Origin of the sequence: Enterobacter cloacae complex sp. 2021EL-01169, from assembly GCF_020733125.1 — a bacterium.
Classification (GTDB): domain Bacteria; phylum Pseudomonadota; class Gammaproteobacteria; order Enterobacterales; family Enterobacteriaceae; genus Enterobacter; species Enterobacter roggenkampii.
This window is the reverse complement of the sequence record NZ_JAJFTC010000005.1, coordinates 249,493-263,544: the sequence shown is the minus strand read 5'-3', so window position 1 is coordinate 263,544 and position 14,052 is coordinate 249,493. Positions and strand designations below refer to the sequence as shown.

General features: G+C 60.9%; 13 protein-coding genes and 1 pseudogene. 9 read left to right on the top strand and 5 right to left on the bottom strand.

Features of this window, described 5'->3' with window-relative positions; translation table 11 throughout:
- Window positions 1-117: 117 nt before the first annotated feature.
- From LLF79_RS15595 to gutQ, 7 genes and pseudogenes are all read left to right on the top strand, one after another.
- Window positions 118-264 (top strand): annotated as a pseudogene (locus LLF79_RS15595) (PTS glucitol/sorbitol transporter subunit IIC); the annotation flags it as partial.
- Window positions 261-1,220, top strand: coding sequence for a PTS glucitol/sorbitol transporter subunit IIB (locus tag LLF79_RS15590; protein ID WP_039025237.1), 960 nt, complete (start codon window positions 261-263; stop codon window positions 1,218-1,220). The pseudogene LLF79_RS15595 and the gene LLF79_RS15590, both read left to right, overlap by 4 nt.
- Window positions 1,221-1,232: 12 nt before the next feature.
- On the top strand, window positions 1,233-1,595 hold the full coding sequence (srlB, locus tag LLF79_RS15585) for a PTS glucitol/sorbitol transporter subunit IIA (RefSeq protein WP_047072071.1): 363 nt from the start codon (window positions 1,233-1,235) through the stop codon (window positions 1,593-1,595).
- A gap of 14 nt (window positions 1,596-1,609) precedes the next feature.
- Window positions 1,610-2,389: a sorbitol-6-phosphate dehydrogenase gene (srlD, locus tag LLF79_RS15580; RefSeq protein ID WP_008499555.1), complete on the top strand. Its 780-nt coding sequence runs from the start codon at window positions 1,610-1,612 to the stop codon at window positions 2,387-2,389.
- Between the two features lie 92 nt (window positions 2,390-2,481).
- Window positions 2,482-2,841 carry a transcriptional regulator GutM gene (gene gutM, locus LLF79_RS15575; protein WP_227879838.1) on the top strand — a complete coding sequence of 120 codons (360 nt, stop codon included), beginning with the start codon at window positions 2,482-2,484 and terminating at the stop codon, window positions 2,839-2,841.
- Window positions 2,842-2,904: 63 nt separating this feature from the next.
- Window positions 2,905-3,678 (top strand): DNA-binding transcriptional repressor, encoded by a 774-nt coding sequence (locus LLF79_RS15570; protein WP_008499558.1) that lies wholly within the window; start codon window positions 2,905-2,907, stop codon window positions 3,676-3,678.
- Window positions 3,671-4,636 carry an arabinose-5-phosphate isomerase GutQ gene (gene gutQ / locus LLF79_RS15565; RefSeq protein ID WP_045418125.1) on the top strand — a complete coding sequence of 322 codons (966 nt, stop codon included), beginning with the start codon at window positions 3,671-3,673 and terminating at the stop codon, window positions 4,634-4,636. The genes LLF79_RS15570 and gutQ overlap by 8 nt, the downstream gene beginning before the upstream one ends.
- Here the strand turns inward: gutQ and norR are convergent.
- Complete coding sequence (gene norR, locus LLF79_RS15560) at window positions 4,633-6,144, bottom strand: nitric oxide reductase transcriptional regulator NorR (protein WP_095429294.1); 1,512 nt, start codon at window positions 6,142-6,144, stop codon at window positions 4,633-4,635. The two genes, gutQ and norR, sit on opposite strands and share 4 nt — an antisense overlap.
- Before the next feature lie 188 nt (window positions 6,145-6,332).
- Between norR and norV the strand changes: the two genes are divergently transcribed.
- Both norV and norW read left to right on the top strand, forming a co-directional pair.
- The gene (gene norV, locus LLF79_RS15555) at window positions 6,333-7,775 is read left to right on the top strand and encodes an anaerobic nitric oxide reductase flavorubredoxin (protein ID WP_095429295.1); all 1,443 of its coding nucleotides are present in this window, start codon (window positions 6,333-6,335) and stop codon (window positions 7,773-7,775) included.
- Entirely contained in the window at window positions 7,772-8,905 is a 1,134-nt protein-coding gene (gene norW / locus LLF79_RS15550) for an NADH:flavorubredoxin reductase NorW (RefSeq protein ID WP_025912378.1), read from the top strand. The genes norV and norW overlap by 4 nt, the downstream gene beginning before the upstream one ends.
- Before the next feature lie 81 nt (window positions 8,906-8,986).
- Here norW and LLF79_RS15545 read toward each other — a convergent pair whose 3' ends face one another.
- The 4 genes from LLF79_RS15545 to LLF79_RS15530 all read right to left on the bottom strand — a co-directional run bounded on the left by LLF79_RS15545 (window position 8,987) and on the right by LLF79_RS15530 (window position 13,926).
- Window positions 8,987-10,009: a HoxN/HupN/NixA family nickel/cobalt transporter gene (locus LLF79_RS15545; protein WP_021241944.1), complete on the bottom strand. Its 1,023-nt coding sequence runs from the start codon at window positions 10,007-10,009 to the stop codon at window positions 8,987-8,989.
- Between the two features lies 1 nt (window position 10,010).
- The gene (gene hypF / locus LLF79_RS15540; RefSeq protein WP_227879836.1) at window positions 10,011-12,227 is read right to left on the bottom strand and encodes a carbamoyltransferase HypF; all 2,217 of its coding nucleotides are present in this window, start codon (window positions 12,225-12,227) and stop codon (window positions 10,011-10,013) included.
- Window positions 12,228-12,232: 5 nt separating this feature from the next.
- A complete protein-coding gene (gene hydN, locus LLF79_RS15535; protein ID WP_008499565.1) occupies window positions 12,233-12,778 on the bottom strand; it encodes an electron transport protein HydN in 546 nt (181 codons plus the stop codon).
- A gap of 134 nt (window positions 12,779-12,912) precedes the next feature.
- Entirely contained in the window at window positions 12,913-13,926 is a 1,014-nt protein-coding gene (locus tag LLF79_RS15530; protein ID WP_023325960.1) for a LacI family DNA-binding transcriptional regulator, read from the bottom strand.
- Window positions 13,927-14,052: the final 126 nt, after the last annotated feature.

Genomic DNA, 14,052 nt, shown 5'->3' with positions numbered 1-14,052 from the left:
CCTCACCACCGCTATTTTCGAGAAAAAAATGGGCATCCAGCTTGAACAGAAAGTCCATCTTTCAGGAGCCACAGCATGAACCGGATCCGCATTGAGAAAGGCACGGGCGGCTGGGGCGGCCCGCTGGCGGTGAGCTACCTGCTGGTCGGTCTGGTCACCAACTTCTTCCGCGGCTGGGTGACCGACCTCACCACCGCTATTTTCGAGAAAAAAATGGGCATCCAGCTTGAACAGAAAGTCCATCTTTCAGGAGCCACAGCATGAACCGGATCCGCATTGAGAAAGGCACGGGCGGCTGGGGCGGCCCGCTGGAGTTCGACGCCACCGAAGGCAAAAAGATTGTGTACATCACCGCGGGTACCCGCCCGGCGATCGTCGACAGGCTGCGCGAGCTGACGGGCTGGGAAGCGGTCGACGGCTTCAAGGAAGGCGAACCGCCGGAGGCGGAAATCGGCGTGGCGGTGATCGACTGCGGCGGCACGCTGCGCTGCGGCATCTATCCGAAGCGCCGCATTCCGACGGTAAATATTCACTCCACCGGGAAATCCGGCCCGCTGGCGCAGTACATCCTCGAAGACATTTATGTCTCAGGCGTGAAGGAAGACAACATCACCCTGGTGAAGGGGACGTCTGCGCCGCAAAAAGCGGCCCCGCGCGAGTACGACACCAGCAAGAAAATTACCGAGCAGAGCGATGGCCTGCTGGCAAAGGTCGGGATGGGAATGGGTTCCGCCGTGGCGGTGCTGTTCCAGTCCGGGCGCGACACCATCGACACGGTGCTGAAGACCATTCTGCCGTTTATGGCGTTCGTCTCGGCGCTGATCGGCATCATCATGGCTTCCGGCCTGGGCGACTGGATTGCCCACGGCCTCGCCCCGCTCGCCAGCCACCCGCTCGGGCTGGTCACGCTGGCGCTGATCTGCTCCTTCCCGCTGCTGTCGCCGTTCCTCGGCCCGGGCGCGGTGATTGCTCAGGTTATCGGCGTGCTGATTGGCGTGCAGATTGGTCTGGGGAATATTCCTCCGCACCTCGCCCTGCCCGCCCTGTTTGCCATTAACGCCCAGGCAGCGTGCGACTTTATCCCCGTGGGGCTGTCGCTGGCGGAAGCACGCCAGGACACCGTGCGCGTGGGCGTGCCGTCCGTGCTGGTCAGCCGCTTCCTGACGGGAGCGCCGACGGTGCTGATTGCCTGGTTTGTCTCCGGCTTTATTTATCAATAAGAGGTTCCTGCCATGACCGTGATTTACCAGACCACCATTACCCGCATCGGCCAGAGCGCGGCGGATGCGCTGAGCGACCAGATGCTGATCACCTTTCGCGAAGGGGCGCCTGCGGATATCGAAGAGTTTTGCTTTATCCATTGCCACGGCGAGTTGAACGGTGAGCTAAAGGCCGGGAGCCAGCTACAGCTGGGCGAGGCGCGCTATGCCGTGACCGCCGTCGGCGACGTCGCTGAACAAAACCTGCGCGAGCTGGGCCACATCACCCTGCGTTTCGACGGCCAGCCGCAGGCGGAATATCCCGGCACGGTTCACGTAGCGGGCCCGGTTCCGCAGGCTGTCACCCCAGGCTGCACGTTAAAATTTGTTGCGTAATTAAGGAGATAGACATGAGTCAGGTTGCCGTTGTCATTGGTGGGGGACAAACCTTAGGCGAGTTCCTCTGCCGTGGGCTTGCCGCAGAGGGTTACCGCGTGGCGGTAGTGGATATTCAGAGTGAAAAGGCCGCCCGCGTGGCGGACACCATCAACACCGAGTTTGGTGAAGGAATGGCGTACGGGTTTGGCGCCGACGCCACCAGCGAGCAGAGCGTGATGGCGCTCGCGCGCGGCGTGGACGACATTTTTGGGCGTACCGACCTGCTGGTTTACAGCGCCGGCATTGCGAAAGCGGCCTTTATCAGCGACTTCGAGCTGGGGGATTTTGACCGCTCGCTGCAGGTCAATCTGGTGGGCTATTTCCTCTGCGCCCGCGAGTTTTCCCGTCTGATGATCCGCGACGGCATTCAGGGGCGCATCATTCAGATCAACTCAAAATCGGGGAAAGTGGGCAGCAAGCACAATTCCGGCTACAGCGCGGCGAAGTTTGGCGGCGTGGGGCTGACGCAGTCTCTGGCGCTGGATCTGGCCGAATACGGCATTACCGTCCACTCGCTGATGCTGGGCAATCTGCTGAAATCGCCGATGTTCCAGTCCCTGCTGCCGCAGTACGCCACCAAGCTCGGTATTAAAGCGGAAGAAGTGGAGCAGTACTACATCGATAAAGTGCCGCTCAAGCGCGGGTGCGACTATCAGGACGTGCTGAACATGCTGCTGTTTTACGCCAGCCCGAAAGCCTCGTACTGCACCGGACAGTCGATTAACGTCACCGGTGGGCAGGTGATGTTCTGAGTTCATTCCCCGGTGGCGCTGCGCTTACCGGGGCTACAATCCCCGTAGGCCGGGTAAGGCGCAGCCGCCACCCGGCAATTAAAGGAGCCGATATGGTCACCGCACTCATTACCGTCGCCGCCCTCGCCTGGATCTGCCAGATGGCGTTTGGCGGCTGGCAAATCCATCGGTTTAACCGCGCGTTTGACGCCCTGTGCCAGAAAGGCCGCGTGGGCGTCGGGCGTTCCGGTGGACGTTTCAAGCCGCGGGTCGTCGTGGCTGTTGCGCTGGATGAAAACAACAAGGTCTGCGATTCCCTCATCATGCGCGGCATGACCGTCTTTGCCCGTCCGGTGAAAATCCAGGCAATCAACGGCATTTCGCTGCAGGAATTGCAGCCCGATGTGATCTTTCCCCATGATCCACTTTGTCATAATGCACTATCATTAGCGCTTAATCTGAAACATGGATAATTTCGTTGTGAAAGATATAGACTTGCGAAATTATCATTTCGCAACCTAAGGAACGAAGCGCCTATGAAACCTCGTCAGCGGCAGGCGGCCATTCTCGAGCATCTGCAAAAGCAGGGAAAATGCTCGGTAGAGGATCTGGCCCACTACTTTGACACCACCGGCACGACGATACGCAAGGACCTCGTATTGCTCGAAAACTCTGGCGCCGTCATTCGAACCTACGGCGGCGTGGTGCTCAATAAAGACGAAGCGGACCCGCCTATCGACCACAAAACGCTGATCAATACCCACCAGAAAGCGCTGATTGCCGAAGCCGCCGTAAAATTTATCCACGATGGCGACTCGATCATTCTGGATGCAGGCAGTACCGTCCTGCAGATGATCCCCCTGCTCAGCCGCTTTAACAACATCACGGTGATGACCAACAGCCTGCACATCGTCAACGCCCTGTCGGAGAACGACTGCGAGCAGACCATCCTGATGCCCGGCGGCACCTTCCGTAAAAAATCCGCGTCGTTCCACGGGCAGCTGGCGGAGAACGCCTTCGACCACTTCAGCTTCGATAAACTGTTTATGGGTACCGACGGCATCGACCTGAACGCGGGCGTCACGACGTTTAACGAGGTGTTCAGCGTCAGTAAAGCCATGTGCAACGCCGCGCGGGAAGTGATTTTGATGGCGGACTCGTCGAAGTTTGGCCGCAAAAGCCCCAACATTGTCTGTAGCCTTGAAAGCGTTGATAAGCTGATTACCGACGCGGGTATCGACCCGGCGTTCAAAAAAGCGCTGGAAGAGAAAGGCATCGACGTGATCGTAACCGGAGAGAGAGATGAGTGATTTTCTGTTAGAAACGGGCCGCCAGACGCTGATGCTGGAGCTGCAGGAAGCCAGCCGCCTGCCGGAACGTCTGGGCGAGGATTTTGTCCGCGCGGCCAACACCATTATCCACTGCGAAGGCAAAGTGATCGTGGCGGGCATCGGTAAATCCGGCCATATCGGCAAAAAGATTGCCGCGACGCTGGCCAGCACCGGCACCCCGGCCTTCTTCGTGCACCCTGCCGAAGCGCTGCACGGCGATCTGGGAATGATTGAAAGCCGCGACGTGATGCTGTTTATCTCCTACTCCGGTTCGGCGAAAGAGCTGGATCTCATTATTCCGCGCCTGCAGGAAAAATCGGTCGCCCTGCTGGCGATGACCGGGAAATCCCGCTCGCCCCTGGCGCTGGCCGCCAAAGCAACGCTGGATATTTCCGTTGAGCGTGAAGCCTGTCCGATGCACCTCGCCCCCACCTCCAGCACCGTAAATACCCTGATGATGGGCGACGCGCTGGCGATGGCGGTAATGCAGGCGCGCGGGTTTAACGAAGAAGATTTCGCCCGTTCGCATCCGGCGGGTGCGCTCGGAGCGCGCCTGCTCAACAAGGTTCACCACCTGATGCGCACAGAAGATGCGATTCCACAGGTCAAACTCAATACCAGCGTCATGGACGCGATGCTGGAGCTGAGCCGTACCGGTCTGGGGCTGGTGGCGGTGTGCGATGACGACGGATACGTCAAAGGCGTGTTCACCGACGGCGACCTGCGCCGCTGGCTGGTGAGCGGCGGTAAGCTGGAAACAGACGTGTCGGACGCCATGACCCAGGGCGGGCTGACGCTGAACGCCGAGAGCCGCGCCATTGAAGCCAAAGAGGTGCTGATGAAGCGCAAAATCACCGCCGCACCGGTGGTGGATGACACCGGCAGGCTGTGCGGTGCCATCAACCTGCAGGATTTCTATCAGGCCGGGATTATCTAACCCTTCAGCCCGAGACGCTTCGCCAGCCGGTGCAGGTTGGCGACGTCCATCTCCAGCGCCCGGGCGCACGCCGCCCAGTTGCGGTTGTTCTGCTCCAGCGCGCGGGTAATCATCTGACGCTGAAACGCCTCTGTCGCGTCACGCAGATTTTCATTCGCTCTCTCTGGTACAGCCTGCGCAATAGACGCAATTTCATCATGCTGCGCAAAATGCCGGGCATGTATAACCACTTCATCACCCGAACGCGTCGCTCGCGCCAGCACCACCGCGCGGTGAATCGCGTGTTCCAGCTCGCGCACGTTGCCCGGCCAGGCGTAGCTCAGCAGATGCGCCCTCGCCCCCGGGCTTAACACCACGCGGGAAAGCCCCATCCTGAGACGGCACTGCTCGCAGAAATAGCCCGCCAGCAGCACCACGTCGTCCCCGCGCTCGCGCAGCGGCGGCACGGTAAGCGGAAACACGCTCAGGCGGTGGAACAGGTCGGCGCGGAACTGCCCGGCAAGCACCGCCTCACGCAGGTCGCGGTTCGTCGCCGCCAGCACGCGAACGTCCACTCTGTGACTGCGGTCGTCCCCCACGCGCTGGATATCGCCGTACTGCAATACGCGCAGGAGTTTGGCCTGGAGCGACAGAGAGAGCTCACCTATTTCATCCAGAAACAGCGTGCCGTTATCGGCCATTTCGAACTTGCCGCTGCGGTTGCTGATGGCGCCGGTAAACGCCCCTTTGACGTGGCCAAACAATTCGCTTTCCGCCACGCTTTCCGGCAGCGCGGCGCAGTTGAGGTACACCAGCGGATTGACCGCGCGCGGCGACGCTTCGTGAATCGACTTCGCTACCAGCTCCTTGCCGGTGCCGGTCTCCCCGAAGATCAGCACGTTCAAATCGGACGCGGCAACAATCTCAATCTCTTTTTTGAGCTGCGCCATGCCTGGCGAGAGGCCAATCATCTCCGTGTGCCTCACCTGCTCAAACGCCGCCGGGCTGCCGGGAGAAATATTCTGACTCTCCAGCTGTTCAATCAGCAGCGCATTGTTCAGCGCCCCGGCGGCCAGGGCGGCAATCAGGCGAAGCTCCTCATCGCTGAAGGTATCGAACTGGTCCGGCGACAGGCCGTCGAGGGTCAGCGCCCCAATCAGATTCTGCCCTGCAAACAGCGGCAAGCCAATACAGGCGTGCACCTTCAGGCTCTCCTGGCCTGGAATCAGCCCGTCGTACGGGTCGGGCAGATCGCTGTCCGCCGGGAAACGCACCACGTCACCCGCGCGGGCGATAGTTTCCAGACGCGGATGGCCTTCAAGGGTAAAGCGCCGCCCGAGCACGTCCTTCGCCAGGCCGTCGATGGCCAGCGGAATAAACTGCCGTCCTTCGTAGCGCAGCAGCGCCGAGGCGTCGCACGCCAGCACGTGGCGCAGCGTGGAGATCAGCCGCTGGAAGCGGTCCTGATGACCAATACCGGTTTGCAGTTCAATGGCGATTTTCGCCAGCACGTCTACGGAAAAGCTCATCTCTGCCTCGCTGTCATTTTGACAATGCATGTTGTCATAGTGACACTGTTTTTAATAGTCATAATGACTACCCATTTCGGATCATCAAAGTATTAACCTATAAAAATCAATAGATTAAAAGTTGGCACGCGGCTTGATATAAGCAAACCATCCTATTTGAAAAACGCGATATTACGCTGAGGTTTGCTATGTCTATTCTGGTTAAAAATAACATTCATTGGGTGGGTCAACGTGACTGGGAAGTGCGCGATTTCCACGGGACGGAATATAAAACGCTGCGCGGCAGCAGCTACAACAGCTATCTCATTCGTGAAGGTAAAAATGTGCTGATCGATACCGTCGATCACAAGTTCAGCCGCGAGTTCGTGCAGAACCTGCGCGGCGAAATCGATCTGAACGCCATCGACTACATCATCATCAACCACGCGGAGGAGGATCACGCCGGGGCCCTGACCGAGCTGATGTCGTATATTCCGGACACCCCGATCTACTGCACCACCAACGCCATCGACTCGATCAACGGCCACCACCACCATCCGGAGTGGAACTTCCACACCGTGAAAACGGGCGACGCGCTGGATATCGGCAACGGCAAGCAGCTGATCTTCGTGGAAACGCCGATGCTGCACTGGCCGGACAGCATGATGACCTACATGACCGGTGACGCGGTGCTGTTCAGCAACGACGCCTTCGGCCAGCACTACTGCGACGAACGTCTGTTCAACGACGAGGTGGATCAGACCGAGCTGTTCGAACAGTGCCAGCGCTACTACGCCAACATCCTCACCCCGTTCAGCCGCCTGGTGACGCCAAAAATTACTGAAATCCTGGGCTTTAACCTGCCGGTGGAGATGATTGCCACCTCCCACGGCGTGGTGTGGCGTGAAAACCCCACCCAGATCGTGGAGCTGTACCTGAAGTGGGCGGCGGATTATCAGGAAGATCGCATCACGATCTTCTACGACACCATGTCCAACAACACCCGCATGATGGCGGACGCCATTGCCCAGGGCATCAACGAAGTGGACCCGAACGTAGCGGTGAAGATCTTCAACGTGGCGCGCAGCGATAAAAACGAGATCCTCACCAACGTCTTCCGCTCCAAGGGCGTGCTGGTGGGCACCTCCACCATGAACAACGTGATGATGCCGAAGATTGCCGGTCTGGTCGAAGAGATGACCGGCCTGCGTTTTCGCAACAAGCGCGCCAGCGCCTTTGGCTCCCACGGCTGGAGCGGCGGTGCGGTCGACCGCCTTTCCACCCGTTTACAGGATGCAGGGTTTGAGATGTCGATGAGCCTGAAAGCGAAATGGCGGCCGGATATCGACGCCCTGGAAATCTGCCGCCAGCACGGCCGCGACATTGCCCGTCAGTGGGCGCTCGCACCGCTGCCGGAAACCGCCCCCGCCGCGGCGGTTGCGCCGGAAGCCATAGCTGAAGCCGCCGCTACTGACCTCGGTCCTTGCATGCAGTGCAGCGTGTGCCAGTGGATTTACGACCCGGAACGGGGCGAGCAGCTGCAGGATGTCGCTCCGGGCACGCCGTGGAGTGAGGTGCCGGACAGCTTCCTCTGCCCGGAATGTTCCCTCGGGAAAGACGTCTTTGATGAACTGGCAACGGAGGCAAAATGAGCCACGGTATCGTCATTATCGGCTCGGGCTTTGCCGCCCGCCAGCTGGTGAAAAATATCCGCAAGCAGGACGCTAACGTGCCGTTGACGCTGATCGCCGCCGACAGCATGGACGAGTACAACAAGCCTGATTTAAGCCACGTCATTAGCCAGAACCAGCGCGCAGACGATCTCACCCGCCAGACGGCGGGGGCGTTCGCAGAACAGTTTAACCTGCGTCTGTTTCCGTACACCTGGGTTACCGATATCGACGCCAACGCCCGTCTGGTGAAAGCGAAAGATAAAACCTGGCACTACGACAAGCTGGTGCTGGCCACGGGTGCCTCTGCGTTTGTGCCGCCGGTTGAGGGCCGCGAGCTGATGGTCACGCTCAACAGCCAGCAGGCGTATCAGGCCAGCGAAACGGAGCTTCGCGACGCCACGCGGGTGATGATTGTCGGTGGCGGGCTGATCGGCACCGAGCTGGCGATGGATTTCTGCCGTGCGGGTAAATCCGTGACCTTGGTCGACCACGCGGCGAGCATTCTGTCGGCGCTGATGCCCGCTGAAGTGAGCAGCCGCTTACAGCATCGTCTGACCGACATGGGCGTCCATCTGCTGCTGAAATCGCAACTGCAGAGCCTGAGCAAAACCGGCAGCGGCATACGTGCAACGCTCGACCGCAGCCGCAGCGTGGAGGTGGATGTGGTGATTGCGGCGACGGGGCTGCGCCCGGAAACGGCGCTGGCGCATCGCGCAGGGGCCGAAATCAACCGCGGCGTGAAGGTTAACAGCTACCTGCAAACCACGCAGCCGGACATGTATGCCCTGGGCGACTGCGCGGAAATTAACGGCCAGGTGCTGCCGTTCCTGCAGCCGATTCAGTTAAGCGCCATGTGCCTGGCGAAAAACCTGCTCGGCGGCAACGCTCCGGTGAAATTACCCGCCATGCTGGTCAAAGTGAAAACGCCGGAATTACCGCTGCATCTCGCAGGTGAAACGCAGCGTCAGGATCTGGACTGGCAGATTGCCCTTTCGCCGCAGGGCATGGTGGCGCGCGGCACCGATACCGACGGTCAGATGCGCGCCTTTGTCGTCAGTGAGGACAGGATGAAGGAGGCCTTCGCCCTGCTGAAATCGCTCCCTGCTTAACCCTCCTGTTGCCGGGTGGCGCTCCGCTTACCCGGCCTACATGCAGACCCGTGCAAGCGTAGCGCCACCGGACTGGGTCGTTCAGGAACGTACCACCAGCGCGTCGTAGCCGCGCCAGCGGTAATTCGCCATGGAGATCAGCCAGCAGGCGACAAACAGACCCACGACGACAAACCCGGCGTTGCCCAGATTGTCGTTTACCGCGCCAATCAGATCCCAGAGGCCGCCGCTGAGGGCAAATTTATCCATCAGCAGACCCAGCGCTTCCAGCCCGCCGATAAACAGCGCCACCACCACGGAGGTGCCGGTGATGGTCATGTTGTAGTAAAGCTTGCGCTGCGGTTTGTTAAACGCCCAGCCGTAGGCCCCCACCATCAGCAGGTTGTCGAGGGTATCCACCAGCGCCATGCCGCTGGCGAAGAGTGCCGGGAAGATCATGATTGACCACACCGACATTCCGCTGGACGCGCTGGCGGCAGAGATCCCCAGCACGCCGATCTCGGTGGCCGTGTCAAAGCCGAGACCAAACAGGAAACCGACCAGGTACATCTGCCAGCTTTTATTGACGAGGCGGAAGGTCTTGCCGAACAGCCAGTTCATCACCCCGCCCTGAGCCGGTAGCGTGATGTCGTCCTGCACGGGCCTGCCGCGTTTTAGCGCCTGAAAACTGCGCCAGACGCCGCGCAGGATCACCATATTCACCAGCGCCATCGCCAGCAGGAAAGTCGCGGAAACGGCGGTGCCTATCAGGCTGCCGGTTTCGTGGAACCACGCCATGTTCTTCTGAAACGCCGTGGCGGTAGCGGCGATGGCAATGGAGGCCAGCACCACGATGGTGGAGTGGCCCAGCGAGAACCACGCCCCCACGCCGGACGGGCGTTTGCCCTGCTGCATCATCTTACGCGTCACGGTATCAATGGCGGCAATGTGGTCAGCGTCCACCGCATGACGCAGTCCGTAGCACCACGCCAGCAGGCTTGCCGCCATCAGCGCCGTGCTGCCGCTAAAGGTGTGCCATGCCCATCCCCAGGCCAGCAGGTTTGCCATTACCAGAGCCAGCAGCAGGAGCGCGGCGCGAGGTTCATTGCGTAACAGTCGTAACATTTTAAGTCCTTTGTAAACATGACCGGGCAGCGGCGACCACCGCCTGCCCGAAGGAGATCGCTCCGTCACCTGCGGGCAGGCGCGAAGGAAAAAGAAGCGTAAAGTCAGAAAGATAATGACGCAGACGCGCGCGCAGCAGACGGTTGTGCAATACCCCGCCGCTGAGGCAGATTGTCGACAGCGACAGGCGCCGGGCATGAAACGCGGCGAGCTCCGCCAGCCCTTTTGCCAGCGCATCGTGAAACGCCCAGGCGCGCGCGCAGGGCTCCGCCTGCCAGCTCAGCCACTGCTGCCAGAAAAGCGCGAGGTTATCCACTATCAGCGTCACCGGATGGTCGACACCCGCGCACTGCGATGCCAGGGCTTCCAGCCGGCAGGCGGCCTCACCTTCCCAGGATTGGGTTTCGATACCCAGCGCGCAGGCGACTGCATCAAACAGGCGACCGCAGGACGAGGCCCGCGGCGCGTTGAGGCCACGCTGGATCGCCGTCGCCAGCAGCGGCAAGTTCTGGCGCTGTACCGCGTGGGTTTCCGGGTACTGCTGCCAGTCAGGCACAAACGCCAGACAGTGGGCGAGCAGATTGCGCCACGGCTGCCGCGCCGCCAGATCGCCACCCGGCAGCGCAACGGCAGGCAGGCCACCCAGATGCGCATAGTCGAGATAGCTGACCCGCAGGCACTCTCCACCCCACAGCGCGCCGTTTTCCCCCATGCCGATCCCGTCCAACGTCAGGGCGATAACGTCTCCGCCCTCGCGCGGCCAGCCGTTTTCGGCCATGCACGCCGCCGCGTGAGCGTGATGGTGGTGTACCTCTTCAAGGGGCAACGCCTGCGCCTGCGCCCACTGGCGAGCGCGATACCCCGGATGGGCATCGCACACCACGCGCGTCGGCTGAAAGGCGTAAATGTCCTGCATCACCGACAGCGCGGAACGCCACTGCGCTTCCACACCCTCGTCACCGAGATCGCCAAAATGCTGGCTCAGCACCGCCTGGTTCCCACGCACCAGGCAGAAGGTGTTTTTCATCTCCGCCCCGGTGCACAGCATGGCGGGAATATTGTCGAACCCGGCAGGCAGCGTGATGGCATCCGGCACAAAACCGCGCGCGCGGCGCAGCATCGCACCGTCCCGATCCATCACCGAATCGTCCATCCGCTGCAGGATATCGCGGTTATGCAGCAGGAAGCCGTCCGCGATGCCGCTGAGCTCATCCAGCGCCTGCCGGTTGGTGACGGCAGGCGGTCTGCCGCTGAGGTTGCCGGAGGTCATCACCAGCGGGCGCTGACAGTCCATCATCAGAAGGTGCTGCAGCGGGTTCGCAGGAAGCATGATGCCCACGGTATCCAGACCGGGCGCGATACCTTCCGGGAAGGCGGGCAGCCAGGCTTTTGGCGTGAGCACAATGGGTGCGGCGGGTGAGCGTAGCAGCGCCTGAACCGTCTCCGGCAGGTCATCCGCATGCGGGATCATTACCGCCAGCGGCTTCGACGGGCGCTGCTTGCGTGACCGAAGCGTCGCGACCGCCTGCGGGTTACGCGCATCGCAGACAAGGTGAAAGCCGCCCAGACCTTTAACCGCAACAATACCGCCGCTTTTCATCATCGCCACCGCCGCGCGCAGCGCAGCCTCGCGCTCAGCGGTCATGTCGCCCGCACGCCACGCCAGCGCGGGTCCGCAGTCCGGGCAGGCGACCGGCTGGGCGTGAAAACGGCGGTCGGCAGGATTACGGTACTCGGCTTCACACGGCCCGCAGAGCGGGAACGGCGCCATTGCCGTGGCCGGACGGTCATAGGGCATCGCGCGGATAATGGTAAACCGCGGCCCGCAGTGGGTGCAGTTGATAAACGGATAGCGATAGCGGCGTTCGCGTGGGTCGCACATCTCAGCCAGACACGCCGGGCAGGTCGCGGCATCGGGGACAATCTGGGTGTCCATCGTCCCGGCCCCGCTGTGGCGGATGGTAAAGTCCTCCGGCACGTGCGCCCAGGTAAACGGCTGCGTTTCCACGCGATCAATGCGTGCCAGCGGCGGGCAGTCCTGATGCAGCCTCGCGGTAAAGGCCCCCCCATTACCCGCGAGGCGCACCAGCACGCCCTCTCCGTCATTGCAGACGTCACCGGTCAGCTGAAGCGCCTGCGCCAGCTGCCAGACGAAGGGACGAAACCCCACGCCCTGCACCTTGCCGCGCACCCGCAGCTGAACGCCGTTGCTGCTCATACGGCTCAGAACAGCAGTGATGACGAGGTGTCGAACGCCGCGCGACGGCGCTTTTCGGCGCTCATCTGCTCAAGCTTGTCGCGATCCACGCAGACCAGCGCGTGCGTCGGGCAGGCTTCCATACAGGCCGGGCCGGCCTCACGGTGGTAGCACAGGTCGCACTTGTTGGCTTCGGCTTTCTCCGCCCGCACGCTCAGCCCCATGCCGCTGTTGCGCACCACCGGACGGACCACCACCTCCATCGCGCCATACGGGCAGGCAACCACGCAGGTTTTGCAGCCAATGCAGCGCTCCTGCATCACGTGCACAAAGCCTTTCTCGCGTTTAATCGCCCCGTTCGGGCAGACGTTCGCGCACGGAGCGTCTTCGCACTGGCGACAGATGGCGGCGGTGGAGATATTCACGCCTTTGATGACGTGGATGCGCGGCAGGAAGGTGTCAGGGGTGAGCGACGCACAGTCCTGCTCCGCCTGATGGGAAACCACGCACGCCACTTCACAGGTACGGCAACCAATACACTTACTGGCATCGGCCATAATAAAACGGTTCATCTGCTTCTCCAGCATTACAGTTATGCGCGGAGATATTCATAAACCGTGCCAATAATTAACATATTGATTTTATAGAACTTTAAAAATCGCAGCGGCGCTGTCATCGTCACTTATGACGATGACAGCTGTCGACATCAGCGGTGTGGGCCGTCAATAACCGAGTCGCGCAGGACAAGCTCGCCGGAGAAGGTTTGCTGATATTTAAACTCGCCGCCGTCGAGCATGAAGATCAGGCGGCTGATGGTCTCCTGAATCATCTCCGTTACCGGAATGCGTACGCTGGAGAGCGACGGCACGATGTAGGGTGCGATGGCCACATCGTCGAAACCGATCACCGACACCGCGTCGGGCGTGGCCACGCCGCTGTCGTGCAGCTGCTTCAGGGCACCGATGGCCATATCGTCATTGCTCGCCACCAGCGCCGTAAAGCGCTCACCGCGCGCAAGCAGGTCGGACACCGCCGCCGCGCCGCTGGCGGGGTTCCACTTCCCCTGCGCGATCAGCCCCTCGCGCAGCGGAATACCGTGCTGCGCCAGCGCATCCTTGTAGCCGGAGAGACGCTCGACCCCGGTGGGAGAATCCATCGAGCCGGTGATAAAGGCGATCTCCCGATGCCCTTTCGCAATCAGCTGTGACACCGCGTCCTGGCTGGAGGCTTTATGATCGGACCAGACGCTGTGGCTGCTGTTTTTCCGCAGGCGGCGGTTGAGCACCATAATGGGCTGCTCGCACTTCTCGACGATCGCATCCATCTCATCCACGCTCAGAAAACGCGGATAGATGATCACCGCGTCGCAGCGCATATCCAGCAGATACTGGATCGCCTCGCGCTCCTCATCGGCGCTGTGCTTGCCGTCCGCGAGGATCAGCTGTCGCCCTTTCTCTTCGGTCATGCGCGCGGCGTGAAACAGCAGTTCGCTAAAGTAGACGCCGTGATAAAGGGTGTTCGTCACCACCAGGCCCAGCGTCTGGGTGCGTTTGGTCGCCAGGTTGCGCGCCAGCAAATTTGGGCGATAGCCGCTCTCTTCAATGGCCTGAAACACCCGGTCTTTGGTCTCCTGGCTGACGTAGCCATTACCCGACAGCACCCGGGACACCGTCGCTTTCGAAACGCCTGCCCGCTTCGCCACTTCCAGCATCGTGGTCATGTTTTTTTTCCATCCGAAACTCATGCGGGCAGTGTACTGCACTGCAGAAAAATTGTCGCAGCGGCGACATCACGCTTTCGGCACCTCATTGCGACATTCATCACGAAACGAAAAAATGGTCAAAAA